Annotated in this window: 25 protein-coding genes and 4 tRNA genes; 17 read left to right on the top strand and 12 right to left on the bottom strand. The window is 65.3% G+C overall.

Features of this window, described 5'->3' with window-relative positions:
* Window positions 1-6: 6 nt before the first annotated feature.
* Window positions 7-1,020 (bottom strand): ferritin-like domain-containing protein, encoded by a 1,014-nt coding sequence (locus ACLQ3C_RS10250; RefSeq protein ID WP_425704950.1) that lies wholly within the window; start codon window positions 1,018-1,020, stop codon window positions 7-9.
* Window positions 1,021-1,224: 204 nt separating this feature from the next.
* Here ACLQ3C_RS10250 and ACLQ3C_RS10245 point away from each other — a divergent pair, with 204 nt between their 5' ends.
* Complete coding sequence (locus ACLQ3C_RS10245) at window positions 1,225-1,920, top strand: demethylmenaquinone methyltransferase (protein WP_425704949.1); 696 nt, start codon at window positions 1,225-1,227, stop codon at window positions 1,918-1,920.
* Window positions 1,921-2,010: 90 nt separating this feature from the next.
* Here the strand turns inward: ACLQ3C_RS10245 and ACLQ3C_RS10240 are convergent, their stop codons facing one another.
* The 8 genes from ACLQ3C_RS10240 to ACLQ3C_RS10205 all read right to left on the bottom strand — a co-directional run bounded on the left by ACLQ3C_RS10240 (window position 2,011) and on the right by ACLQ3C_RS10205 (window position 8,906).
* Entirely contained in the window at window positions 2,011-2,667 is a 657-nt protein-coding gene (locus ACLQ3C_RS10240; protein WP_425704948.1) for a DUF3558 family protein, read from the bottom strand.
* The gene (locus ACLQ3C_RS10235; protein WP_425704947.1) at window positions 2,639-3,055 is read right to left on the bottom strand and encodes a hypothetical protein; all 417 of its coding nucleotides are present in this window, start codon (window positions 3,053-3,055) and stop codon (window positions 2,639-2,641) included. Before ACLQ3C_RS10235 ends, ACLQ3C_RS10240 begins: the two co-directional genes overlap by 29 nt.
* A 34-nt stretch (window positions 3,056-3,089) precedes the next feature.
* Window positions 3,090-4,064, bottom strand: coding sequence for an oxygenase MpaB family protein (locus tag ACLQ3C_RS10230; RefSeq protein ID WP_425704946.1), 975 nt, complete (start codon window positions 4,062-4,064; stop codon window positions 3,090-3,092).
* Between the two features lie 631 nt (window positions 4,065-4,695).
* Entirely contained in the window at window positions 4,696-5,334 is a 639-nt protein-coding gene (locus tag ACLQ3C_RS10225) for a DUF3558 family protein (protein ID WP_425704945.1), read from the bottom strand.
* Window positions 5,335-5,454: 120 nt separating this feature from the next.
* Entirely contained in the window at window positions 5,455-6,153 is a 699-nt protein-coding gene (locus ACLQ3C_RS10220; RefSeq protein WP_425704944.1) for a DUF3558 family protein, read from the bottom strand.
* Window positions 6,095-6,514: a hypothetical protein gene (locus ACLQ3C_RS10215; protein ID WP_425704943.1), complete on the bottom strand. Its 420-nt coding sequence runs from the start codon at window positions 6,512-6,514 to the stop codon at window positions 6,095-6,097. The genes ACLQ3C_RS10220 and ACLQ3C_RS10215 overlap by 59 nt, the downstream gene beginning before the upstream one ends.
* 34 nt (window positions 6,515-6,548) lie before the next feature.
* Window positions 6,549-7,523, bottom strand: coding sequence for an oxygenase MpaB family protein (locus tag ACLQ3C_RS10210; RefSeq protein ID WP_425704942.1), 975 nt, complete (start codon window positions 7,521-7,523; stop codon window positions 6,549-6,551).
* Between the two features lie 84 nt (window positions 7,524-7,607).
* The gene (locus ACLQ3C_RS10205; protein ID WP_425704941.1) at window positions 7,608-8,906 is read right to left on the bottom strand and encodes a geranylgeranyl reductase family protein; all 1,299 of its coding nucleotides are present in this window, start codon (window positions 8,904-8,906) and stop codon (window positions 7,608-7,610) included.
* A 148-nt stretch (window positions 8,907-9,054) separates the two neighbouring features.
* Here ACLQ3C_RS10205 and ACLQ3C_RS10200 point away from each other — a divergent pair, with 148 nt between their 5' ends.
* Window positions 9,055-10,071, top strand: coding sequence for a polyprenyl synthetase family protein (locus tag ACLQ3C_RS10200; protein WP_425704940.1), 1,017 nt, complete (start codon window positions 9,055-9,057; stop codon window positions 10,069-10,071).
* Window positions 10,072-10,197: 126 nt separating this feature from the next.
* Entirely contained in the window at window positions 10,198-11,052 is an 855-nt protein-coding gene (gene htpX / locus ACLQ3C_RS10195; RefSeq protein ID WP_425705002.1) for a zinc metalloprotease HtpX, read from the top strand.
* Between the two features lie 84 nt (window positions 11,053-11,136).
* On the opposite strand, the gene ACLQ3C_RS10190 is transcribed toward htpX, so the two are convergent.
* Complete coding sequence (locus tag ACLQ3C_RS10190; protein WP_425704939.1) at window positions 11,137-11,628, bottom strand: YajQ family cyclic di-GMP-binding protein; 492 nt, start codon at window positions 11,626-11,628, stop codon at window positions 11,137-11,139.
* A gap of 160 nt (window positions 11,629-11,788) precedes the next feature.
* Here ACLQ3C_RS10190 and ACLQ3C_RS10185 point away from each other — a divergent pair.
* From ACLQ3C_RS10185 to ACLQ3C_RS10165, 5 genes are all read left to right on the top strand, one after another.
* Window positions 11,789-11,869 (top strand) — tRNA-Tyr (locus ACLQ3C_RS10185).
* A gap of 134 nt (window positions 11,870-12,003) precedes the next feature.
* A tRNA-Thr gene (locus ACLQ3C_RS10180) sits at window positions 12,004-12,076 on the top strand.
* Window positions 12,077-12,117: 41 nt separating this feature from the next.
* Window positions 12,118-12,191 (top strand) — tRNA-Met (locus ACLQ3C_RS10175).
* 81 nt (window positions 12,192-12,272) lie between these two features.
* Window positions 12,273-12,440, top strand: coding sequence for a 50S ribosomal protein L33 (gene rpmG / locus ACLQ3C_RS10170; RefSeq protein ID WP_003929651.1), 168 nt, complete (start codon window positions 12,273-12,275; stop codon window positions 12,438-12,440).
* Between the two features lie 169 nt (window positions 12,441-12,609).
* A complete protein-coding gene (locus tag ACLQ3C_RS10165; RefSeq protein WP_425704938.1) occupies window positions 12,610-13,707 on the top strand; it encodes a fused (3R)-hydroxyacyl-ACP dehydratase subunits HadA/HadB in 1,098 nt (365 codons plus the stop codon).
* 40 nt (window positions 13,708-13,747) lie between these two features.
* Here the strand turns inward: ACLQ3C_RS10165 and ACLQ3C_RS10160 are convergent, their stop codons facing one another.
* The gene (locus ACLQ3C_RS10160) at window positions 13,748-14,332 is read right to left on the bottom strand and encodes a TetR/AcrR family transcriptional regulator (protein WP_425704937.1); all 585 of its coding nucleotides are present in this window, start codon (window positions 14,330-14,332) and stop codon (window positions 13,748-13,750) included.
* A gap of 113 nt (window positions 14,333-14,445) precedes the next feature.
* On the opposite strand from ACLQ3C_RS10160, the gene ACLQ3C_RS10155 reads away from it, so the two are divergent.
* The 6 genes from ACLQ3C_RS10155 (at window position 14,446) to rplA (ending at window position 18,844) form a co-directional block, all read left to right on the top strand.
* Entirely contained in the window at window positions 14,446-15,534 is a 1,089-nt protein-coding gene (locus tag ACLQ3C_RS10155) for an ABC transporter permease (protein WP_425704936.1), read from the top strand.
* Window positions 15,535-15,796: 262 nt separating this feature from the next.
* Window positions 15,797-15,869 (top strand) — tRNA-Trp (locus ACLQ3C_RS10150).
* Window positions 15,870-15,907: 38 nt separating this feature from the next.
* Window positions 15,908-16,462 carry a preprotein translocase subunit SecE gene (gene secE, locus ACLQ3C_RS10145; RefSeq protein WP_425704935.1) on the top strand — a complete coding sequence of 185 codons (555 nt, stop codon included), beginning with the start codon at window positions 15,908-15,910 and terminating at the stop codon, window positions 16,460-16,462.
* A 173-nt stretch (window positions 16,463-16,635) separates the two neighbouring features.
* Window positions 16,636-17,490 carry a transcription termination/antitermination protein NusG gene (gene nusG, locus ACLQ3C_RS10140; RefSeq protein WP_425704934.1) on the top strand — a complete coding sequence of 285 codons (855 nt, stop codon included), beginning with the start codon at window positions 16,636-16,638 and terminating at the stop codon, window positions 17,488-17,490.
* Window positions 17,491-17,601: 111 nt separating this feature from the next.
* Window positions 17,602-18,036, top strand: coding sequence for a 50S ribosomal protein L11 (rplK, locus tag ACLQ3C_RS10135; RefSeq protein WP_425704933.1), 435 nt, complete (start codon window positions 17,602-17,604; stop codon window positions 18,034-18,036).
* Between the two features lie 91 nt (window positions 18,037-18,127).
* Window positions 18,128-18,844: a 50S ribosomal protein L1 gene (gene rplA, locus ACLQ3C_RS10130; protein ID WP_425704932.1), complete on the top strand. Its 717-nt coding sequence runs from the start codon at window positions 18,128-18,130 to the stop codon at window positions 18,842-18,844.
* A gap of 93 nt (window positions 18,845-18,937) precedes the next feature.
* On the opposite strand, the gene ACLQ3C_RS10125 is transcribed toward rplA, so the two are convergent.
* Complete coding sequence (locus ACLQ3C_RS10125; RefSeq protein ID WP_425704931.1) at window positions 18,938-21,532, bottom strand: helix-turn-helix transcriptional regulator; 2,595 nt, start codon at window positions 21,530-21,532, stop codon at window positions 18,938-18,940.
* A 598-nt stretch (window positions 21,533-22,130) separates the two neighbouring features.
* Between ACLQ3C_RS10125 and ACLQ3C_RS10120 the strand changes: the two genes are divergently transcribed.
* The 3 genes from ACLQ3C_RS10120 to ACLQ3C_RS10110 all read left to right on the top strand — a co-directional run bounded on the left by ACLQ3C_RS10120 (window position 22,131) and on the right by ACLQ3C_RS10110 (window position 24,974).
* Window positions 22,131-23,819 carry an alpha/beta hydrolase gene (locus ACLQ3C_RS10120; protein ID WP_425704930.1) on the top strand — a complete coding sequence of 563 codons (1,689 nt, stop codon included), beginning with the start codon at window positions 22,131-22,133 and terminating at the stop codon, window positions 23,817-23,819.
* Window positions 23,820-23,827: 8 nt separating this feature from the next.
* Window positions 23,828-24,340, top strand: coding sequence for a hypothetical protein (locus ACLQ3C_RS10115; protein ID WP_425704929.1), 513 nt, complete (start codon window positions 23,828-23,830; stop codon window positions 24,338-24,340).
* Between the two features lie 124 nt (window positions 24,341-24,464).
* Complete coding sequence (locus ACLQ3C_RS10110) at window positions 24,465-24,974, top strand: hypothetical protein (RefSeq protein ID WP_425704928.1); 510 nt, start codon at window positions 24,465-24,467, stop codon at window positions 24,972-24,974.
* Window positions 24,975-24,996: the final 22 nt, after the last annotated feature.

The following is a 24,996-nucleotide window of genomic DNA, read 5'->3' as shown; positions in this document are numbered from 1 at the left end:
CGTGGGTTACTCGACGCCGACCACATCTTTGGCGATCCCGGCGATGCGGGTCTCCGCGGCGGATACGACGCGCTGCCGGTTCTTGTGTGCCTCCTCGTAGTGGAGGACCACTCGGACGTCGGCGGGCTCGTCGAGATCCTTTATCGCGGCGATGGCTTCGCTGAGATTCAGGTCGGCGTAGTCCGGGATGGGCAGGTCGTCTGGGTCGACGATGCCGGTGGACTCGCGGACAGAGTGTAGCGCGTCGGCGACACCGGGTGCGCCGTTGACCCGCGCGTTGTCCTCGATGGCCTCGAGTGCGGCGTCGCGGCCGGCCGCCGCGGTTTTGATGGTCGCCGCTCCCGCGTCGAGCACGCTCTGGCCGGCCTGCTCGGCGGCACTGCCGACCTCGTCGACCGTCTCACCGACGCGGCTGCGTAGGCCGGAGACGATGTCGGGGACCTGGCGCAGCGTGTGGGCGGCGCGGTCGATGCCGCGTGAAGCGGCGGTCCCCGGCAGGGTCACCGCGCGGGCGGCGAGGCCACTGACCCACTGGGACGGGCTGCGGCGGAGGGCGGCTGGGCCGCCGAGTGCCTCTTCGGCGAGCACGGTGTTGATCCACTCGATGGTTTCGGTGTGCGCGTCGATCAGCCGCTGCGCGAGCGAGACGAGGTCGGTGTCGTCGGCCCCGGTGGCGAGCGCCTTGAGGTATGTTGCGCGGCTGAGCAATTCCTGCTCGAGCGCGAGGTCGCCGAGCAGTGCCTCGTCGAGCGGCTCGGCCTGTTCGGCCAGCGTCTTGATCGAGGCCGCGACCCGGCCGAGGGCCGGACGGACGACGTCGGCGACGCCGTGACGCTCGCGCAGGGCCTTCTCGATGGCGGTCGCGCGCTTACGGCCCTTGGCCGCGTTTCCGGAAAGCTCGGCGCGTACGGCGTCGGTGCGGGCCTGTGCCTGCCGCGTCTGGGCGATCTGGATCTCGGTGTTCGTGAGCGCGAGGATGGTGCGCAGCTGTTGCTGGATGGTGGTGGTCGAGACGGTCATGTTTCCCTCCTGATGTCGGGACGAACTCTCTGTGTTCACGGTGTTCCCCGGGCGGGGTGGTGAAAACCCGGTGTCGGAAAACGTTTGGTGAATGCCGGGTGTGGTCGGGGTCCGACCTGCACTTTTGTGGATTTGTGACGTGCGACACGACAGGTGGCCGAGGTGTCGGTGGTGGCCGCGGGAGCCGCAGGTAGCGTTGTCGCCATGGCTGAACCCGATCGTGCGAGTCTGGACAAGGACCCGGCCGAGGTTGCGGCGATGTTCGACGGCGTCGCCAAGCGGTACGACATCACCAATACCGTGCTCTCCTTTGCGCAGGATCGGCGGTGGCGTAAGGCCACCCGTAAGGCGCTGGCACTTACGCGTGATGACGTGGTCCTCGACCTTGCGGCCGGTACCGCGGTCTCGACGGTCGAGCTGGCGTCGTCGGGGGCAGCGTGTGTGGCCGCCGACTTCTCGTTGGGCATGCTCAAGGCGGGTGCGGCGCGCGATGTGCCGAAGGTGGCGGCCGACGCCATGGCCCTGCCGTTCGCCGACGAGTCCTTCGATGCCGCCACCATCTCCTTCGGGCTGCGCAACGTCCACGACGTGACCATCGCGCTGGGTGAGCTGCACCGCGTGCTGAAACCCGGTGGCCGACTGGTGATCTGCGAGTTCTCCACTCCCACGTTCGGCCCCTTCCGCACCGTCTACCTCGAGTACCTGATGAAGGCGCTGCCGACGGTCGCGACCAAGGTGTCGAGTAATCCGGCCGCCTACGTGTATCTCGCCGAGTCGATCCGCGCTTGGCCCGACCAGTTCGGCCTCGGCGACCTCATCCGCGACGTGGGCTTCACCGATGTCCGCTGGCAGAACCTCACCGGCGGCATCGCCGCCATCCACTCGGCCGTTCGCATGTGATGGGTATATAGCGTGCGGCTATAGCGACGGTCGTGACAATAATCGTCTCTTCCGTTGCTATAGGTGCAGACTATATTGGTCTCGCCCGGTTCAGGGTGGCATCTTGTCGATTGTGGCCTCGGTGAAGGCGATCGCCTTCGCGCAGAGTTGGTCGATGGGTGGGGGATTGATTACAATACTGACACTTGTCACTATGACCGCTGAGCCTGACTGTACATATGTTGAGCAATCCTCATCTCGTAGAATGCCCACTGCGACCCTGCGATTGTCAATCTTAGTGTCCGCCAGCCAGTCGATTACCGAAGACTTGCTCGTCTTGTAATCGTCAAGTGTAGGTGCGTTACCAAGCGACTGATAGATTCCTGCTGACCGATCTTCTCTGAATGTCCAGTCGCACCCACGCGCGGTCTGGTGATCTGCAATCGCAGCATCTGTGACGCTGTACGGGTTGAGTGAAAATCTCTCAAGAATCGCCGACGTGACCGCAGTGCATGGTTCGTAGGTTGTCCCATCGTTGTTGGAGTTCCAACGATTGGGAAATTTCGTTTTGAATGGTAGTGGTTTACCGTCCGAATCGGTTTGGCGAGTCGAAGTGGTAGCGGAGTGGCTAGCTAAGCTTGTCTGTGTCGGTGATTGAAATTCTGCTGTACGGGAGCACGACAGAATCGTCGCGAATAGAGGAGCGGATACTACGGCGACTATCAAGCACTTCGCCGCGTTAGGCTTCAATGTCGCTCGCAGCCGCACGGTCCGTCTCGGTCAACTCGCCCTGTGCGGTCTTACACATGTGGCTGAGTACTTCAAGGCTGTTCGCTTGGTTAGCAAGGCTTCGTCCCCATTCCGTCACGAAGCTCACTATTCGCGAGTGGAATAGCCGACCCTCTTCGCAATCGCCGAATACGTTGCTTTTCAACAGGCGGCTGACTTGTCTCGCAACCTCCGCGAGGCTATCGGCTGACTCCCTCGCCACCTGCGCCCTTCTGGCCCATTCGGCGTCGACGACTTGGACTACGCCGCCGTCGTCGAGTTCGGGGTTGCTGTAGGGGGCGGTGCGGCCGGGGATGGGACTCGTGCCCAGCCCGCCGGAGTCGCCGAGGGGCACGCGGGTGCCCGGTAGTACGAAGAAATCTGTCATCCCTCCCCCTTCTGGCGTCAGCCAGACCTAACGCCTAGATGGCGTGAGAGGGATTGTAGTCAGGATCGTCGGTTTTGGGAGGGTTGCCGGGAACCTTGTGGATGGGGCAGCCGGTCGTGAATGTCCCCAGCTCGCCGACTTGGTAGCCGCGCGGGTAGCAGCGGATCTGTGGCATGTCGCGGCCGTACTGCGGGGTGGTGCGGGGGCGGGCGAAGAAGCGGATCGCGAGGCCGCGGGCCTTCAGGCCGGCACGAGCGACCACTCGCTCGGCGGCGGTGGGCCGGGGATAGCGGAAGGCGTCGAGCAGCGGGTCGTCCATGAGGGCATAGGAGAGTCGGCGGACGAGCCACCGCGGGAGCAGCCGGAAGGGCATGAACGTCGCGAGCAGGTCGAGGGTGGCGTCGGCGACCTCGCGGGCCCGCGGTGAATAGGCGAAATGTTCGCGCTCGTATTCCTCGAGGAAGTGTTCGAAGGACTCGAAGGTGTCGGGGATATCCTTGAGCGCCATGTGTTTACCGAGCTTGCGGTAGTACTCGGTGAGCCCGTCGATCTCGTTGGGCCGCAACGGTCGCCACTCGTAGGCGGCAACCCAGCGCACCGGGCACACGACGAAAGTGGCGAGGACGTAGAGCATGTCGTCGTTGGAGATGTCGTACATGGCGTGCATCTGGTTGATGCGCCGGACCGCGGCGCGGCCCCGCGGATCGGCGAAGCCATGTTCGACGGGTGCGTCGAGGAGCAGGACGGTGTCGTCGTAGCGCTTTTGCGTGCGGTCTGTGAATTCGCCGGTCTCATAGAGCAACTCGCCGATGGAAGGCACCGCGTAGGTGCGGAAGAGGGCAAAGCTGAGTGCCATCGTGATGCCCCACGGATATTCGAGGGTGCCCAGGCCGCGGGCGTAGCTCTCGGGGGCGGCGGCCGGGTCCACGCGGGCGAGGTCGTCGCGCAGGCGGTAACGCTCGGCGCGGCGGGCGCCGACCCGACGCGCGATCAACGAAACGGTCGACATGATGCTCCCTGCACTGCGCGGCCTATCAGATATATGAAACGTATCACCCGATTCGTCTCAATCCAATGGCAGCGGGGTGGGAGGTCAGGCGAACGGCGGACGGTGATCGACGCGGGTGGAGACCCGCCCGGCCGAACGCCATGCGCGGGCGACGAGGTCGGCGTCGTCGGCGGTGATGAGGTTGCCCATCACACGCACCACCACCGACTGCGACTACGCGATTCGAGATCTGCCTGTCTGCTGCCCAGTCAATCACCGAGGACTTGCTGGTCTTGTATTCGTCGAGCGTAGGGGCATTGCCGAGTGATTGATAAATTCCCCCGGACCCATCTTCTCTAAACGTCCAATCGCATCCGCGTGCAGTCTGGTGGTCTGCAATTGCGCCGTCTGTAACGCTGGATGGATCGAGCGTTTGCGACGATGGATCTGCGGGTCTTGAGCATGACGAAACTGCGGCAACCAGTGTGGCAGCGAAGACGATGACTACCAGTTCTTTTGTGTGGCGGTTCACTCGGCCTTCCGGGCATGGAATCGGGCGGTCATTGAATATAATGTGCGGCTATAGCGACGGCCGAGACGATAATCGTCTCGGTCGTCGCTATAGGTGCAGGTTATATTCGTCTCGCCCGGTTCAGGGCGGCATCTTGTCGATGGTGGCCTCGGTGAAGGCGATGGCCGTCGCGCAGAGTTGGTCAATGGGTGGTGGATTGATGGCAATACTTGCGCTGGTTACTATAACGGCAGAACCTGATTTCAAATACGTTGAGCAGTTATCTTCATCCCGTGCTCCCACTGCGATTGTGCGACTTGCGATCTGTATGTTTGGCAGCCACCGGATTATCGGCGCCTTACTGACCTTGTACTCGTTGAGTGTAGGTCCGTTCCCGAGGAATTGTGAAAGTCTTCCGAATCGGTTGTCTGCGAAGGTCCAGTTACACCCACGAGCTGTTTGATGATTCGCGATTGCAGTATCTTTAACGCTAGATGGATCGAGCGCAAATTCCTGAAGGATTGCCGTGGTCACCGCGGTACATGGTTCGTAAGTCGTGCCGTCATTGCTCGAGTTCCAGCGATCGGGGAATTTGGTTGTGAAGGGCAAGTGTCTACCCTCCGAATCCGTCTGGCGAATCGTTGCTGCAACCGCAGACTGATGTGACGGACTTGAGCGCATTTGCGGCGATGGATCTGCGGGTCTCGAGCATGACGAAACTGCGGCAACCAGGGTGGCAGCGAAGACGATGACTACCAGTTCTTTTGTGTGGTGGTTCACTCGGCCTTCCGGGCATGGAATCGGGCGGTCGTTGAATATAATACGCGGCTATAGCGACGGTCGCGACGATAATCGTCTCGGTCGTCGCTATAGGTGCAGGTTATATTCGTCTCGCTCCGTTCAGGGCGGCATCTTGTCGATCGTGGCTTCGGTGAAGGCGATAGCCATGTCGCAGATCTTATCGATTGGTGGTGGATCGATGTTGACCGAGAACGACGTTGTGACAATTGCCGAACCGGATTGCACGTGGGTGGTGCAGCTCGAGCGCCCCTTGCGTACGCCAACCGCGACGGCTCGACCATTAAGAATGATGTCGGGTCGCCAATCTAATATGTCACCATTCTTCGCCTTGTATACGTCTAGCGCCGGAGCATTTCCAACTTCTTGGTATGCAGCAGAGGTTCTGGATCCGATGAACGTCCACCAGCAGCCCCTTACTGTTTGGTGGTTCGCCGCGGCAGCGTCAGCTACAGAGCTCGGGTCAAGGCCTAGAGACGATACCTCCGGTGGTGATAACGCCGTGCATGGCTCGTAGGGCGATCCGTCGTTGAGATTACTCCATCGGTCGGGGAATTCTGTAGTAAATGGTAAAGGTACGCCGCGTTGGTCCGTCTGTCGAATCTTGTGGGAATGGGCATCGGTGGAAGCAATTGAACTGTATTCCGCAGAGGAGCGCCAAGGCTGAGAGAACGATGAACAGCCGAGAAACGGTGTCACGGCTGCGCCGAGAAGGAACAACGTCGCGGATCTTTTCCTCAAGCTATATTTGAAGATCACGTGCGCTGTTTGAGTCGGTGGAGCTGAGCGCGTTCTCTGCATTGTCGCACCTGGTTGCGAGTGACTGCAGGGCTTCTATGTATTCACGCACAGTTGCTGAGTATGAAGAAACGAAGGCTTTCGCCTTCTGGTAAAACTCGTCTCCTTCACGTACACCGCTGCCATAGTGGTTCTTCAAGGCGGCCATATCGAGACGGATCTGCGCGCCTTGCAACTCCGCCGCCAGCTCCCTCGCCACCCCAGCCCTGCGGGCCCACTCGGCGTCGACGACTTGGACTACGCCGCCGTCGTCGAGTTCGGGGTTGCTGTAGGGGGCGGTGCGGCCGGGGATGGGACTCGTGCCCAGCCCGCCGGAGTCGCCGAGGGGCACGCGGGTGCCCGGTAGTACGAAGAAATCTGTCATCCCTCCCCCTTCTGGCGTCAGCCAGACCTAACGCCTAGATGGCGTGAGAGGGATTGTAGTCAGGATCGTCGGTTTTGGGAGGGTTGCCGGGAACCTTGTGGATGGGGCAGCCGGTCGTGAATGTCCCCAGCTCGCCGACTTGGTAGCCGCGCGGATAGCAGCGGATCTGCGGCATGTCGCGTCCATACTGCGGGGTGGTGCGGGGCCGAGCGAAGAAGCGGATGGCAAGGCCGCGGGCCTTGAGGCCGGCGCGGACGACCGTCCGCTCGGCGGCGCTGGGCCGGGGATAGCGGAAGGCTTCGAGGAGCGGGTCGTCCATGAGGGCGTAGGAGAGTCGGCGGACGAGCCAGGCCGGCAACAGCCGAAACGGCATGAAGGTGGTGAGCAGCGCGAGCGTGGAATCGGCGACCTCGCGTGAGCGTGGCGAGTAGGCGAAATGCTCGCGCTCGTATTCCTCGAGGAAGTGTTCGAAGGCCTCGAAGGTGTCGGGGATATCCTTGAGCGCCATGTGTTTACCGAGCTTGCGGTAGTACTCGGTGAGCCCGTCGATCTCGTTGGGCCGCAACGGTCGCCACTCGTAGGCGGCAACCCAGCGCACCGGGCACACGACGAAAGTGGCGAGGACGTAGAGCATGTCGTCGTTGGAGATGTCGTACATGGCGTGCATCTGGTTGATGCGCCGGATCGCGGCGCGGCCCCGCGGATCGGCGAAGCCATGTTCGACGGGTGCGTCGAGGAGCAGGACGGTGTCGTCGTAGCGCTTTTGGGTGCGGTCTGTGAATTCGCCGGTCTCATAGAGCAACTCGCCGATGGAAGGCACCGCGTAGGTGCGGAAGAGGGCAAAGCTGAGTGCCATCGTGATGCCCCACGGATATTCGAGGGTGCCCAGGCCGCGGGCGTAGCTCTCGGGGTCGGCGGCCGGGTCCACGCGGGCGAGGTCGTCACGCAGGCGGTAACGCTCGGCGCGGCGGGCGCCGACCCGACGCGCGATCAACGAAACGGTCGACATGATGCTCCCTGCGCTGCGCGGCCTATCAGATATATGAAACGTATCACCCGATTCGTCTCAATCCAATGGCAGCGGGGTGGGACGTCAGGCGAACGGCGGACGGTGATCGACGCGGGTGGAGACCCGCCCGGCCGAACGCCATGCGCGGGCGACGAGGTCGGCGTCGTCGGCGGTGATGAGGTTGCCCATCACACGCACCACCACCGACATCAGCCGCGCCGACCGAATGCCCGGGCGGCCGAGCGCGGGCACGGTCTGGGGCATGGTGAGCAGCCCGGCGAGGCGTCGGGCGGCGGAGAAGGCGAGCCCGTAGTGCCCGGCGAGCAGGCCGGGCCAGGCGTCGGTGTGGTCGTCGGCGCCGAGTCGCTCGACGGCCAGGCGTGCGGTCTCCAGCGCGTAGTCGATGCCCTCGCCGTTGAGCGGATTCACACACGCCGCGGCGTCGCCGATGAGCATCCAGTTGCAGCCGGCGACATTGCTGACGGCACCGCCCATCGGCAGCAGCGCCGATGCGATGCGCACGGGCGGTCCGCTGATCTGCCACTCGTCGGCGACCATGCGCGCGTAGTGCTCGAGAATCGGGCGAAGTGCCATGTGCGCCGGACGTTTTGATGTCGCGAGCGCGCCGACGCCGACGTTGAGCAGGCCGTCGCCTGCGGCGCGGTCAAGGCCGGCGAGCGGGCCGGAATCGACTGTGCCGAGCGGGAACACCCATCCGTAGCCGGGCAGCAATTCGCCGTCGGGGCCGCGCAGTTCGAGATGGGAGCCCATCACCCGGGCGTCGGCGCGCGCCGACGGCACGTAGGCGCGGGCGGCGACTCCGTATGCGGTGTCGCGGTGCCACTTTCGGCCGAGAACCTTGCCCAGCCCGGACCGCACGCCGTCGGCGACGATGACCTGGCCGACGCGGATCGGGCGCACGCCGTGGCCGTCGTCGAGGAGAACCGAACCGATTGCCGCGCCATCCATTTCGACGTCGACGGCCTTGACGCCGCCCAGCATCTGTGCGCCGCGTTCGACGGCGAGGCGCCGGATGGCGTCGTCGAGTTCGAGGCGCGCGACCGCGCTGCCGTAGGCCGGGAAACGCCCGGACGGCCACGGCACGTACACCGACCGTCCCCAGCCGTTGAGGTCGAGGCCGTCGAGGCGGGGCCGCCCGTCGAGCAGGTGACCGAGTCCGAGCCCGTCGAGTTCGGCGACGGCGCGTGGGGTCAGCCCGTCGCCGCACGTCTTGTCGCGCGGAAACACCGCCGCGTCGGCGAGAACGACGTGACGGCCGGCCGATGCGGCGTAGGCAGCGGCCGCCGACCCGCCCGGGCCCGCGCCGACCACCAACACGTCGGTGGACTCGGGGATCTCGCCGCGGGGCTGGTCGCTGCTCACCCGACCAGTATGTCGGCGACGCGTGCGGCGATGCTGTCCGGGCAGTGCGGTGCCCAGACGCTAGGCTGCACAGAAGCAGTGTCGTGTCGTGGCGCCTCCGGCGGCGCGGGATGACCTTGACCCTTCTCGAAACGGAGCGGCCAAACACGTGAAGTCGATTTTCGCCGGCGTAGACCTCGGCACCGATGAGTTCGCAGAAACCGTCCGATCATCGTTGGCGCGGGTCGAAGATCTCCTGCTCACCGAGCTGATCTCCGGCGACGATGTGATGACCGAGGCCGCCAGCCACCTCGCGCGGGCCGGCGGCAAGCGGTTCCGGCCGATGTTCGCCATCCTGGCCGCACAGTTCGGTGAGAATCCCGGCGCCGACGAGGTGATCACGTCGGCGACCGTCGTCGAGATGATCCATCTGGCGACGCTCTATCACGACGACGTGATGGACGAGGCGCCGATGCGCCGGGGTGCGCAGAGCGCCAACGCCCGCTGGTCCAACAGCATCGCGATTCTCTCCGGCGACTTCCTGTTCGCGCGGGCGTCGCGACTGGTGTCGACACTGGGCCCCGACGCGGTGCGCATCATCGCCGAGACGTTCGCCGAGCTCGTCACCGGGCAGATGCGCGAGACGGTCGGGGCGGCCGCCGGCGTCGACCCGATCGATCACTACCTGAAGGTGGTGTGGGAGAAGACGGGGTCGCTGATCGCGGCTGCGGGACGCTTCGGGGCGATGGCCGCCGGGGCGTCGGCAACCGACACCGACCGGCTCTCCCGGATCGGCGACATCGTCGGCACCGCATTCCAGGTGTCCGACGACATCATCGACATCAGCTCTGTCACAGGCGATTCCGGTAAGACGCCCGGTACCGACCTGCGTGAGGGTGTGCACACGTTGCCGGTGCTGTACGCGCTGGCCGAGGAGGATGCGTCGTCGGATCGACTCGGAGCGCTCCTGCTCACCGAAGACGGAAAGGCGCGTCCGCTCACCGACGACGCCGAGGTCGCCGAAGCGCTGGATCTGCTCAACGCCTCCGGGGGCATGGCGCAGGCGAAGGACAAGCTGACCGAGTTCGCCGAGCAGGCGCGCGCCGAGCTCGCGCAGCTGCCGACCGGCCCGGCGCACGGAGCGCTGCGCTCGCTGGTCGGCTACACCGTCGACCGGATGGGTTAGCGCGGGCACGTCCGGACCGGCCGGAAACCGAACCGGCCGCCCGATCGTTTCCGGGTCGACAGGGGCATCGTCGCCTGGCAATCTGCCAGGACCGGACGTGATGTCGTGAGGTCGATCGAGGAACTGATGCATTTCAACGGACTGAAGACCGCGGCCCTGCTGGGCGTGATGTCGGCGATCATCGTCGGCATCGGCGCGGCGTTCCGCAACCCCGTCATCCTGTGGGGTTCGGTGATCGTCGCGATCGCGGTCAACGCATACGTGTACTTCAACAGCGCCAAGATGTCGCTGAAGGCGATGCACGCCCAGCCGGTGACCGAGGTGGAGGCGCCGGTGCTCTACCGCATCGTCCGCGAGCTGGCGACGCAGGCCCGTCAGCCCATGCCTGCGCTCTACATCAGTCCGACCGAATCGCCGAATGCCTTTGCCACCGGCCGCAACCCGAAGAACGCGGCGGTCTGCTGTACCGCCGGAATCCTGCAGCTGCTCGATGAGCGCGAGCTGCGGGCGGTGCTCGGTCACGAACTGTCGCACGTGTACAACCGCGACATCCTGATCAGCTCGATCGCCGGCGCGATGGCCGCGATCATCAGCGGGCTGGCGAACTTCGCGCTCTTCTTCGGCGGCAACCGCAACAACTCGAATCCACTGTTGATGCTGGTCGTCGCCTTCGTCGCGCCGATCGCGTCGACGGTGATCAAGCTGGCCGTCTCACGCTCACGCGAATATCAGGCCGACGCCTCGGGGGCCGAGCTCACCGGCGATCCGCTGGCCCTGGCGTCGGCGCTGGCCAAGATCTCCGGTGGTATCCAGGCCGCGCCACTACCCCCGCAACCCGACATCGCCGCACAGAGTCACGCGATGATCGAGAATCCGTTCCGCGCCACCGACCGGATGGCCAAACTGTTTTCGACGCACCCGCCGACGCCCGAACGCATCGCCCGACTGCAGGAGATGGCCCGCCGCGGGACCGGGCAGTGACGTTCCCGCTCAGCTATTTACTTCCCGCTCAGCGAGATCGCTGAGCGGGAAGCAGATGAGTGAGCGGGAACGCCGCGCGGGTGCCTACCGGTAGTTGACGAACTGCAGCGCGATCCCGAAGTCCTCGCCCTTGAGCAGGGCGATGACGGCCTGCAGGTCGTCGCGCTTCTTGCTGGAGACCCGCAGTTCCTCGCCCTGGATCTGCGCCTTGACGCCCTTGGGGCCCTCGTCGCGGATCTTCTTGGAGATCTTCTTGGCGTGCTCGGAGTCGATGCCCTGCACGATCTTGCCGGTGATCTTGAACTGCTTGCCCGACGCCGCGGGCTCGTCGGCGTCGAACGCCTTGAGGGAGATGTCGCGGCGGATCAGCTTCTCCTTGAACACCTCGAGGCCGGCCTCGGCGCGTTCCTGTGCGTCGGAGGTGATGACGATCGCCTCCTCGCCGGACCACTCGATGCCCGTGCCGGTACCCCGGAAGTCGTAGCGCTGCGAGAGTTCCTTGGCGGCCTGGTTGAGGGCGTTGTCGACCTCTTGACGGTCGACCTTGCTCACGACATCGAACGATGAATCAGCCATGGGGTACAGGGTAGATGGCGCGTCTGACCGAGTGGCGGGCGCTGTCGGTGGGGCGGGGAAGGGCGAATCGCTGACCTGCCGGTTTGCGTTGACCAGCGGTAGTCGTTGTATTCTTCACGGCGTTGTTCACGCGGCCGGAGACGGCCTGCGGGAGCGGCACGGCAGGTTGCCCGAGCGGCCAAAGGGAGCGGACTGTAAATCCGTCGCGCAAGCTACATAGGTTCGAATCCTATACCTGCCACAACGAGGAGCTCGTCGTTGCGACGCGCCTTCAGGTCGTCGGTAACAGGCGATTTGGCGCGCCGTCGAATCGGTGTGTAACCTCGTTAAGGCTCTCGAGCGGTCCGCATCAGCACGATGCGGCGGCCCGGGTACGCCCCCTTAGCTCAGTCGGTAGAGCGTTTCCATGGTAAGGAAAAGGTCGACGGTTCGATTCCGTCAGGGGGCTCGGAACGACTGGATCGCCCTCGCGGGTGTTCAGGCCGTCAAGGCGGTGTAGCTCAGCTGGTTAGAGCGCACGACTCATAATCGTGAGGTCGAGGGATCGAGTCCCTCCACCGCTACACAACTGCAGCGCCCGCGGCGGCCCGGGGACACGGGACGCGAGCGCCGACAAATGCACCACCCGTGAAAGAAGGACTACAGTGGCTTCCTCAACCGATGTGCGGCCCAAGATCACCTTGGCCTGCGAGGTGTGCAAGCACCGCAACTACATCACCAAGAAGAACCGTCGCAACGATCCCGACCGCCTCGAGATCAAGAAGTTCTGCCCGAACTGCGGCAAGCATCAGGCACACAAGGAGTCACGCTGACGACATGTCAGCGTTTCCCGACATGAAACATCCTGCGGACCGCCTCGGTGAGGCGGTCCGCAGTCGTATTCGGGGCGTGTGTGTGAAGCGCCTCGCACAACGTGAACAAAGTCGTGGATCCCACTTGATTTCCGCCCATCGGGACCTGGCCAGGTAAGGAGCGAAGCGAATGCCCGCACAGATCAATGACGTCGAGATCATCGGCCGGGCGCCGGCGCGCTCGGCCGATGCGAAGCTCAGCCCGGAGGAGATCGCCGAGCACTCCAAGTCCCTCGTCGGCTTCGGCTACACCGTCGACGACTACTACGAGATCGGCCGCGAAGAGATCCGCAAGCACGCCCTGGCCGTGCAGGATCCGCATCCGACGCATTGGGACGAGGCCGAGGCACGCACATTCGGTCACGACACCCTCATCGCGGCGCCCACCTACGTATCGGTGCTCGGGATCGCCGCCCAGCGCAAGCTCTTCACCGACGTCGTCACCGGCTACGACCTGTGGCAGATCATGCAAACCGATCAGCGGCTGATCTACCACCAGCCGATGAAGGTCGGCGACCAGCTGGTCTGCGATGTGTCGCTGGAATCGTTCCGGCATGTCACCAGCCCGGAGATGATCGACTTGATGGTGACCAAGAACATCATCTGGAATCAGCACGACGAGCCGGTCATGACGACCTACACCTCGCTGGCCGCGCGTCCGGGGATGGAGATCGATCCGTCGCAGGCGCAGTCGCTGGACCACGTGATGATGAAGACCGATCGGGTCGGCGCCGTCGCGCGCACCGTCGAGGCCGATCCCGGTCGGTACGAGCTACCCGACCCGGTGCAGCGTTCCGGCGCATTCGGCGCCGTCGACTTCGACACGTTGACCGTGGGTCAGGAACTGCCCGCCAAGCGGTTTTTGCTGACGCGGGGCAATCTGACCAACTACGCCGGCGTCGCCGGTGATCCCAACCCGATCCACTTCTCCGATCACCTGGTGAAGGCGTCGGGCATGGAAGATGTTGTCGCTCATGGCATGCAGACCATGGGCTTGGGGGCGACCTACATCTCCGAGCACATCGGGGATCCGGCCGCGTTCTGCGAGTACAACGTCCGCTTCACCAGCCCGGTCTACGTGCCCGCCGACGACAGCGCGGCCGTCGACTACACCGGCAAGATCAAGTCGCTCGATCCGCAGACCCGCCGCGGCACCATCGCGATCGTCGCCAAGCAGGGCGACCGCAAGATCTTCGGGCGCGCGCAGGCGGTCATCCAGTTCAACTGACGGGGCGGCCTCGAACTCGGCTCCCCGAACGTGGCCGCGCTCAGGTGGGTCCCGTCGAGGCGTAGAGACCGATCAGCGGCACGGCTGCGGTGTCGACGATGTCGGCGATCGATTCGAGCGTGAGAGTGCCCGCCATGAGGAATCGGTAGCGGGCCAGGTCGAACGGCATGGTGACGACGGTGGCCGGGATGTCGCCGTCGCCGATCTCGCCGCGGTCACGTGCTCGCGCGATGATCGTGCCGCCCAACTCCTCGGCCTTGGCCTGCAGGACTCGCAGCGCGCCGGAATCGGGGTCGGCTGCCGCCCCCGCGAGGATTCCGAGCGCGACTTCGCGGCCGGGATCGTTCAATCGCTCGAGCACGTCACCGATCGTGGAGCGGAGATCACCGGCCAGGGTGCCGGTGTCGTCGGCCCGGATGAGCCCGAACCGGGTGTTCGCCATGGCGGCGACCACCATCTCCAACTTGGAGTCCCAGCGCCGATACAGCACGGCCTTGCTCGTGCCCGCCCGAGCCGCGACCGCTTCGAATGTGAGACCGGCGAAGCCGGAGTCATGAAGCTCGGCGACAACGGCTTCGTGGATCGCCGAATCGAGTTCGGCGCCACGGCGTCGGGTCGTCGCCACCGGTACCTCTTTCGCTGCACGAATGGGCAGATAAGAAACGTTGCGTTTCCTCTCCGGAGGAGACTAGCATCGCACTCGATAAGAAACGTCGAGTATCTTAAAGGGGCCGTTTTGTGAAGAAGTCGGAAGAAGGCAAGGCGCTCGCCCTGGTGTTCGGCCTGACCGCGGTCGTGTCGATCCTGTTGCTGGCCTTCGCGTTGCCGGGTGTGCACGCCAAGCCGAACGACGTGCCGCTGGCGGTGGTCGGCTCGCCTGCGGCGACCGCGCACATCGCCGACGGCCTCGAGGCCCGGCAGCCCGGCGCATTCGACGTCATGACGGTCGCCGACGAGGCGCAGGCCCGGCAGCAGATCCTCGATCGCGAGATCGAGGGCGCCCTGGTGGTGGCCCCGGATTCGGTGGAGGTCCTGGTGGCCACGGCCGGGAGTCCGACGGTGGCCACCCTGATCGAGGGAGTCGGGCAGGGGGTGGCCGCGCAACTCGGAAAGCCGCTGCACGTCAACGACGTGCGCGGATTCGGGACCGGCGACCCGAAGGGTGTGGGCCTGGCCGCGGGGGCGCTTCCGCTGGCATTGGGCGGCTGGATCGGTGGCGTGGCCCTGATGATGCTGATCCGTCGGCCACGTACTCTCGTCATCTCGGCACTTGCGTTCGCGGCGGTCGCGAGCATCACGCTGAACATCCTGCTGCGGTACGTGCTCGGCACCTTCGACACGAACTTCTGGTACCTGGTGCTCGCCGGTGTGCTGGGTATCGCCGCCACCGCGTTCACCGTGATCGGCCTGCGCAGCCTGCTGGGCGGAGCGGGATTGGCGGTGGCCGCGATCCTTCTCGTGGTGTTGGGCAACCCGCTGTCGGGGCTGAGCAGCTCACCCGACCTGCTGCCGCGGCCCTGGGGCACGATCGGGCAGCTGCTGCCTCCGGGCGCCACCGGTAGCCTCCTGCGCAACGTCGGATTCTTCAGCGGCCACCACATCCTGCACCCGGTCATCGTGCTGTCGGTGTGGCTGATCATCGGGCTGATGCTGTACACCGTCGCGGTGTTGCGCAAGACCGATGTGAGTGCCGACGATGAGCTGATCGACGAGGTGATCGGGGTCGCGGAGCCCGGCCAGGACGAGCCGCTCGAACAGGCCCGGCACCATCATGGCCGGCACGAGGCCGCCGGTGCCCGGTCATCCGGTCTGCCGCACTCGCCATGAGAATCTCCGCGTGCGAGCTCGACGAGCGGCGGCAGATCAACGCCCGACCGGGCTGCTCCGAGGCCGTTTTGGGTTCGGTCGGGCCCATGTTCTACACTGAAGTGTCTCGATTGACTTTGACTTGCGCGCTACCCATAGGGTGGCGCGTTGGTTTTGTCGGAGGAACTGCGATGGCCACGGTCGGCGCGGCAGTCCGTAGGGTGGATCGAGATGGTGGCCGGCACAGTCCCGTGAAATGTCCGCAGGACGCCGACGGCCACAAAGGGGCGTAGCTCAACTGGCAGAGCAGCGGTCTCCAAAACCGCAGGTTGCAGGTTCAAGTCCTGTCGCCCCTGCCCTGATGAGGGCATACGTAGACGAGAGGACCTCGAAGTTGAGCAAGCGAGATCGAGCCGCCCGCGCCAAAGACGCTGCGGAGGACGCCGCGTCGGCGGTCGATGAGCTCGATGTCTCCGATGCCCCCGACGGGTCGGACAAGGGCGCTGACGGGTCGGACAAGGGCGCTGACGGGTCGGACAAGGGCGCTGACGGGTCCAACAAGGGCGCTGACGGGTCGGGCGACACGTCCACGAAGGCGGCCGCGGACAACGAGCTCCGTCCGTCCGGCAAGCGGTCGGGTCGCGCTCGCCGGTCGGCGTCTGCCCCAGGCACCTCCGACGACGACACGGCTTCCGAAGGTGGAACCGCGGTCGCCGTCAAGGAACGCAAGAAGAAGAAGACGTCTTCTGCGGAGAGCCGGAATCCGTTCGTGCGGATCTGGGTTTTCCTGCAGCAGGTCGTCGCCGAGCTGAAGAAGGTCATCTGGCCGACCCAGCGCGAGATGATCACCTACACGGTTGCCGTGCTGGTGTTCGTCGTCGTCGTGACCGCCTTCGTGTTCGGTATCGACCTCGGCTTTGCCAAGGGTGTCCTCTGGCTGTTCGGTTAGCGGTTCACTGCGAGTGAGCCGAACGACCGGCCAGTCGGGCGACCGAATGGTCGCCGGGCGTGATCGGAACGGTCGACGGCGCGACCGGGCCGGCGCGGTCGAGTAGAGAACTCGGCCGGGCGGTCGACGTGAAGACCCGACCGGAACTGTGAGAAAGAGGAGCGTGGGCTGCAGTGAGCACCCCGGACAACACCGAAGCGGCTGAGTTCGACACTGTCGACGAGGCCGTCAATGACGCTGCCGTCGAGGCGGGCGTCGACGAGACCGACGAACCCGGCGTCGAGGCCCAGGCCGAGGCTGCCGAGGACGAGGCGGCTGCCATCGACGGTGGCGAGGCTGCGGTCGATGCCGACGAGGAAGCGGCGCATGAGCAAGCGGCCGACGTTCCCGCCGAGCCCGAGGAGACCGACCCCGTCGAGGAGCTGCGCAAGCAACTGCGCCGTGCCCCGGGCGAGTGGTATGTCATCCACAGCTACGCCGGCTACGAGAACAAGGTGAAGGCCAACCTCGAGACGCGCGTGCAGAACCTCGACGTCGGCGATTACATCTTCCAGGTCGAGGTGCCGACCGAAGAGGTCACCGAGATCAAGAACGGCCAGCAGAAGAAGGTCAACCGCAAGGTGCTGCCCGGCTACATCCTGGTGCGCATGGATCTCAACGACGAGTCGTGGGGCGCGGTGCGCAACACCCCGGGCGTCACCGGCTTCGTCGGCATGACGTCCAAGCCGTCGCCGCTGTCGCTCAACGAGGTGCTGCAGTTCCTGATGCCGCGCACCGAGGCCAAGAAGCCGTCCAAGGCGTCCTCGGCCGGCGAGAGCGTCGAGGCGGCGGCCGCCGCGGTCTCCTCGGCCATCGACGTCGACTTCGAGGTCGGCGAGTCGGTCACCGTCATGGACGGCCCGTTCGCCACCCTGCCTGCGTCGATCTCGGAGATCAACGCCGAGCAGCGCAAGGTCAAGGTGCTCGTGTCGATCTTCGGTCGTGAGACGCCCGTCGAACTCGGCTTCAATCAGGTCGAGAAGATCTAGCCACACCGGGGCTCCGACCCCGTGGACCCCTGAACACGGCGGTCCGACACACAGATTTCCACGCCTCCAGCGGACGTGGATCAACAAGAAAACAAACAAGGAACTCAAGAGATGCCTCCCAAGAAGAAGAAGCTCGCCGGGATCATCAAGCTCCAGATCCAGGCAGGCCAGGCCAACCCGGCTCCGCCCGTGGGTCCCGCGCTTGGTCAGCACGGCGTGAACATCATGGAATTCTGCAAGGCGTACAACGCCGCGACCGAGTCGCAGCGTGGCAACGTCATCCCGGTCGAGATCTTCGTATACGAAGATCGGTCCTTCAACTTCAAGTTGAAGACCCCGCCGGCGGCGAAGCTGCTGCTCAAGGCTGCCGGTCTGCAGAAGGGCTCCGGCGAGCCCCATACGAACAAGGTCGGCAAGGTCTCGATGGATCAGGTCCGCGAGATCGCCAAGACCAAGCAGGAAGACCTGAACGCCAACGACATCGACCAGGCCGCGAAGATCATCGCAGGCACTGCGCGGTCGATGGGCATCACGGTCGAGGGCTGAAGCCAAATCATCCACGTGGGAGGACCGGCTCGGTCCGTACCACCAACCCGCAGATCTGGGTCACAGTGACCGGCGGAGAAAGAACAGAGCAATGAGCAAGCAGAGCAAGGCCTACGCGGCCGCGGCCGAGAAGGTCGACAAGTCCAAGCTCTACAGCCCGCTGGAGGCTGCCGAGCTGGCGAAGGAAACGTCGTCGAAGAACACCGACGCGACCGTCGAGGTGGCGATCCGGCTGGGCGTCGACCCCCGTAAGGCGGACCAGATGGTTCGAGGCACCGTCAACCTGCCGCACGGGACCGGTAAGACCGCCCGCGTGATCGTGTTCGCGACCGGCGACAAGGCTGCCGAGGCCGTCGCCGCCGGCGCCGACGAGGTCGGCGCCGAGGATCTGATCGAGCGGATTCAGGGCGGCTGGCTGGACTTCGACGCGGCCATCGCCACCCCGGACCAGATGGCCAAGGTGGGCCGGATCGCCCGTGTCCTCGGCCCGCGCGGTCTGATGCCGAACCCCAAGACCGGCACCGTCACCCCGGATGTGACCAAGGCTGTCAACGACATCAAGGGCGGCAAGATCACCTTCCGCGTCGACAAGGCCGCGAACCTGCATTTCGTCATCGGCAAGGCATCCTTCGACGCCACCAAGCTGGCCGAGAACTATGGCGCCGCCTACGACGAGATCATGCGCGCCAAGCCGTCGGCCGCCAAGGGCCGCTACGTCAAGAAGGTCACCGTCTCGACCACCACGGGTCCGGGTATCCCCGTCGACCCGCAGGTCACCCGCAACTTCGCGGAGGCCGTGCAGGCCTGAGACGCGGCGACTCAGTTGACATACCGAATCCCCGATCACCTCGACGTGGTCGGGGATTCGGCGTATCGGCGGCCGTCCCCAGAACGTGCACTGCTAGTGATGCCCGGGGCGGACCGGGCTGCCGAGGACCAGGCCCGCTCGGTAGAGATGACCTTCGACGGTCCGGGTGGACAGTGAAAGTTGTTGGGCGATCTCCTGATTGGACAGTCCGCGGCGTGCGAGGGTGACGATCTCCCGCTGTCGTGGGGAGAACGGCACGGTGTCGAGGGCTGCTGCGGTCGCCGGGGTGTGAAGCCCGCAGGCGTCGGCTCGGGCCGTCATCTGCTCGACGGCCGAGAGTCGCTTGCCGGTGTGGCCGGAGTTGCGGAACACGATCGCGGCGTGGGCGAGCGCGTCGACCGCGTGATCGGCCATCCCCAGACCGAGGTACTCGCGCGCCACGGCGTGCAGAAGCTCGCCGTCGTGGGTGGCCAGGGCTCGGACGTGCGTGGCGGCGCTGCGTGCGCGAGGTACCTCGGTGAGCAGTTCGGACAGTTCGCCCAGCCGGTCGAGTCCCGTGGTGTCGCCCCAGCGGACGGCGGTGTGCAGGGCCAGTAATTCGTTGACCCGCTGGCCCCGCTCGCGCGCGCACTCGGCGGCACGGTGCGCCGCGTCGATGGCGGCGGACAGCGATCCGCCGATCGCCGAAGACCAGGCGTGCAGCAACGAGATCCGGGTGCGGGCATAGCCGAGCGCCCCGGTCGGCGGGTTCGGCAGGTCGGCGAGCAGGGTGGTGAGGGTTTCGGCGTCGCCGGCCAGTGCGGCTGCCTGGGCGCGTTCGACCTCGAATGGCCGGCGCATGAACTGGGCTGCCTGCGCCGACCGCATCTCGTCGAGGGTGGCATCGAGGGTGGCGGCCGCGTCCGCGGCGTCGCCGTGGGCCACCGCCGCCAGACCCCGGACTCCCCAGGCCCAGAACACCGCGATTCCACCGACGTCCTCGGTCACCGTCATCAACTCGGCGGTCAGTCCGTCGATGGTGTCGAGATCGCCGCACAGTGCACAGAAGAATGCGTGCATGTAGCTCAGCTCGGCACGGTGATACGCGGCGGCGGGGAAGGTGTCGGCGATCTGGTAGCCGGACTTCGCCACCTCGTTCATGTCGGTCACCCGGCCGGTGTCGGCGAGTGCGGCGATGGCGCCCCAGATGCCGAAGATCGTGGGCAAGGGTTTCGACGGGTCTGCCGGTTCGCTGTGGTCGGCGAGTGCCATGGCGTCTGCGGGGCAGCCGGCGATGGCCGCGATGAGACAGTCCCACAATTGCCGCACCGGCAGACTCACGCCGGACGCGTCGATCACCTCACGGGCCCCGTCCGCGTCGTCCAGACACCAGAACTGGGTGGCCGCCCGGATGAAGCCGATGGTGTCGCGGACGTCCTGGTCGATCTCGTGGTCGACGTCGGCGAGGGTGGTCGACAACAACGTTTCTGCCTCGGTGCCCAGGCCGGACAGCGAGAGGGTATACGCGTGCAGGATGAGTGCGGGCAGGCCGCAGGAGCCCTCGACGGCGGCCGCACTGAGATCCCGTGCGAGTGGGAGGTGGAGCAGATGAAGTGCTGCCTCGGCGCCGTCGAGGAGGAGTGGGGCGCGCTGCGGGAGGGATCGGGTGGCGTCGAGTGCGAGCAGCCCACGTTGCACCCGTGACTGCGCGTCGACGGCGGGATCGGCTGCGAGGCGCTGAATGAGGTTGGTGCGCAACCGGTTCAGCCGAACTCGGCTGACCGTGGCCATCCGCGCCTCCCCATACAGCGGGTGGGTGAGAGTCACGTGCGCGGTGTCGACGGCCCCGCGACCGTAGGCGTCGATGGACTCGATGGCGATGAAGCCGGCGGTCTCGGCGGCCTCCACGTCGGTCGGTGCGCACAGGTCCGACAGCACGCCGAGTTCGAGGGGTTCGGCGAGCGCCACCAGATTCACCACGTCGGCGACCCCGTCACCGACGGCGCGCAGCCGGGCGTCGAGTACCCCGGCCAGGGTGCCGGGCAGTTCGGGCGGGCCGTCGGCGGTCCACCGACCCTCGCGGAGCACCATGCGGCCGGTGTCGAGATTCGTATCGCACACGGTGACGAGGAAGAACGGGTTGCCCCGGGTCATCGTCCACAGCTGCTGCGCCAACGGGACCGCGATGGGCGCTCCGAGCCGCCAGCGCATGAGGGCGGATACGTCCGCGCGGCCCAGCGGGGCCAGCTCGAGGTCGACGATCGTGCCGTCGCGCAGCAGATCGGCGGTTCGCGTGGACGCCGCCGCGTCGCCGCGGGTGGTGATCAGCAGGCCGACCGCGGGGATCGCGAGCAGGCGGTGCACCACGAACAGTGACTGTTCGTCGAGGTGGTCGACGTCGTCGACGACGACTACCTGCGCCGGTGCGGCCGACAGGGTGCCGAGGAGCGCGGTGATCCGGCGGAGCGGATCGACGATGGCGTCGTCGATCCATGGCGCGAACGCGCCGAGCGGGATCTGTTGGGTCGACCCCGTTCCGCCCACCCAGAAGACGGGAACGTTCAGGCCGGAGACGGCTTCCCGGGCAAGTCGTGTCTTGCCGACGCCGCCGGCGCCGCTGACCATGACCGCGCCCGGCGGGTCTCGGGTGAGTTCTCGCCGAATACGCCGAAGTTCTGGACCGCGCCCCGTCCATGGCCATTCGCGCATATGTGCAGAATAAGTGCGCGATGGCTGCCTCACCGGCACTTCGCGCGACCGGTGGTGCCGCATTTCATCCTCGTCGCTCTCCGCGCCGGGTGAGGGGCGAAGAGTCTTCTGGGGTGCTCTGGCCGACGACGTGAGATGGGACGCTAGGTTGGTGGAAAGTACAAAACAGACAAAATGCAAAAGGAGCCGGGTTGACATCTCCAACGACTGGAACGACAACCGCCCCGAGTCCAGGGATGTCCCAGAGTGGGGCGGCCACCACAATGCCAAGGTCGGCGGAACCGGCACCCACTCAGGTCCCGCCGGGGCAGCCGCAGCGGTTTGCCATTCAACCCGAGACGGTCATTGCGATGGCGAGTACGTGGAAGGGCCAGGGTGCCATCGTGTCGGGGCTCTCTTTCAGCGCGTTTACCGATACGGCAGGAGAAAGTAGTCGAAGCTTCGCCGCGGTTCGGTCCGCGGGCAGTCCCGCAAAGCGGGCCACCGATTCGGTCGGGGCGCGATTGGAAGCATTCGCCACACAATTGCGGGTATTCACAACGAGGGTGGTCGACGCTGATGGAGCGGCGGCATCCGGATTCGATCGGTTGCCCTCCCGGTGACGCGCACGTCCATCAGCCAACTGCGTACCTGGGATACAGCCTCACTCGGCGCGGCCGGATCGACGGCTGCAAGTAATGCCGCCACATTGGACGGTGCGATCGACGCGTCGATTCGTTCGTTCCACAGCTCGACGACCTGGCACGGTAAGACCCATGATGCAGCGGAATCCAAGCTCAATGCGGAACGTGACCACGCCTTCGAGGTACGCAACGTCTTGAACCAGATCGCCGACGAAGCAGGCGATGCGGCGACCGACCTGGGTTTCGCCAAGGACTACGTACTGCGGGAGGTCGACTCCGCGATCGCTGAGGGTTTCGATGTGTCGGAGACGGGGCTGGTGACACATCCGGATCCCAGCAAGGAAGAGCAAGCACGTACGTTCGAGGCGAAAATCATTCGTGGTTTGGATACGGTCGGCGACCTGGATGACACGTACGGTACGCGGTTGGAGGGGCTCGCCTCGGATTTGATCTCGATGATCAACGGCCAGCCCGACATCGACATCCGCGGTGTCGGCCTGATCGACCCCGATGTGCTGGTGAACAGACTGGCGAGCATGACGCCAGACCAACGCGCAGAGTTGCTCGCCGGTTTGACGCCGGAACAGTTACGTCGGCTCGCCCAGGCCGACCCACAGGCCATCGGCAATATGGACGGTGTTCCGCTTGCGGTGCGGATAGACGCGAACGAGGTCAACATTCGCAACGCGTTGATCGACGAACGTCAGACTCACCCGCCTGACGAGAACCGGATCAAACAGCTCGTCTCGATGCTCGAGCAGTTCGACGACCCCTTCGCGAATTCTGCCGACGGCAACGGCGCCGACGACAGTGCGGTCGAGCGAACCTTCTTGGCGTTCGAGAACACCACGAACGGAAACATGATCGAACTGGTCGGAGCGATCACTCCGACGACTCGGAACGTAGCGGTGTACGTCCCGGGGACCGGAACCAACCTCAACGGCAGCCAGAGCAACCATGACTCGGCGTGGAACCTTGCACACGCGACGGGCGGCCCGGTCATCCTCTACATGAATGGCGAGCTGCCCCAGAACATGTTCTCGATGTCGGACGATTCGGCAGTCGACACCACGTACGCGAACAATATGGCACCGAAGCTCGTGGCTTTTGGTCATGAGCTCGATCGCACGCTCGCTGATGTGGCCCCTGATGCGGCGACCACATATATCGGTCACTCCTACGGCGGCTCCGTGGTCGGGACTGCGGAACAGCTTGGGCTCAATGCCGACCGGGTGATCTATGCGTCGTCGGCCGGTACCGGTGTGCTCGACGGCCCGTGGCAGAATCCGAATCCGCATGTCGAGCGGTATTCGCTGACAGCGCCGGGTGACCCTATCCACTACGCGCAGAGTCAGGGATCGATACAGCACGGCGGTGATCCGGATACCGCTCCCGGCGTGACCCGGCTCGACACCGGGTATTACGGGATCTGGAACGAGGAACACCCGGACGAGTTGGTGCAGGGCCCAGATGGCCATGGCGACTATTGGAACGATCCATCATCGGATGCGTTCCAGAACATGGTCAAGGTCATCACCGGCAAGGATCCCGTCCCATACCTGTGGCGTGGACCAGACTCGGAACTCAGTAGCCCTCGATCCCCGAGCGGGTTGGAGAGCATCCCGGGGTCACGACCGAATGCAATCGAACAACGAGGATGGTGAACGGGCACTTGATTCTTCGCCTGGCAGCGGCTATCGCGGCGGTGCTCGGGCTTGCCGGCTGCGGCCTGACCGAGGATCAGGACGACGTTCCCGCCGTGTCGATGTCGCGTGCGGAGGTCGTCGCGATTCTCAATGCCAACATGCGGGCGCTGGATCCCGAGTGGCGCGACTCCGACCCCGCCAAGTTGTCACCTGGGCGGCTTGCCCGCCATGGGTGCTGGACCAACCCGAACACGATGATGCCGGACGGCCCGCCGTGGAGCTACCGGATCGGCCCCCTGACGTACGGAGGCTCGCCGGAAAAGATCACCCGCATCCTGCGAGGAGTCGACACCTTGGGGCAGCGAGGCTTCAGTCCTATAGATCCTATAGGGATGCCGTCGCGCGGTCGGGGTGACCGTTACGTGCGCGACGCGCGGAAATTCACTGTGGGAGTCTCCTTCGAGGGCAGCGACCGGGTCTCAGTGTCGGCGTCCTCGCCATGTGTCCGGCATCCCAATCCCGCAGACGACGAGCGGTGAGCTGCCTTCGCGCGGCTCGAACTTGCTCGCGCGGGCCGTCGACAGCCCGCGCGAACCAGCTCGGACCGCGCGAACGGGGAAAATGGGATAGGACTGGGGAACACGTGGATGGTGAACGGCCACAATGAATCTTCGCCTGGCAGCGGCCGCCGCGATGATCCTCGGGCTTGCCGGCTGCGGCCTGACCGAGGACCAGGACGACGTTCCCGCCGTGTCGATGTCGCGTGCGGAGGTCGTCGCGATTCTCAATGCCAACATGCGGGCGCTGGATCCCGAGTGGCGCGACTTAGACCCCGCCGAGTTGTCAGCTGGGCGGCTCACCCGGTCTGGATGCTGGACCAACCCGAACACGATGATGCCGGACGGCCCGCCGTGGAGCTACCAAATCGAAACCGGGAAGTACGGAGGCTCGGAAAAGATCACGCGCATCCTGCAAGGAGTGGACGCCCTGGGGCAGCGAGGCTTCAGCCCGATAGATCCGATAGCGATGCCGTCGCGCGGTTGGCGTGACCGTCACGTGCGCGACGCGCGGAGATTCACTGTCGACGTCTCCTTCGAGGGCAGCGACCGGGTGTCGGTGTCGGCGTCCTCACCATGTGTCCGGCACCCCGATCCCGCAGACGACGAGCGGTGAGCTGCCTTCGCGCGGCTCGAAT

It is taken from the genome of Gordonia sp. DT30, assembly GCF_049844915.1.
Classification (GTDB): domain Bacteria; phylum Actinomycetota; class Actinomycetes; order Mycobacteriales; family Mycobacteriaceae; genus Gordonia.
The sequence above is the reverse complement of the archived record's forward strand: the minus strand, read 5'-3'. Positions and strand labels throughout refer to the sequence as shown.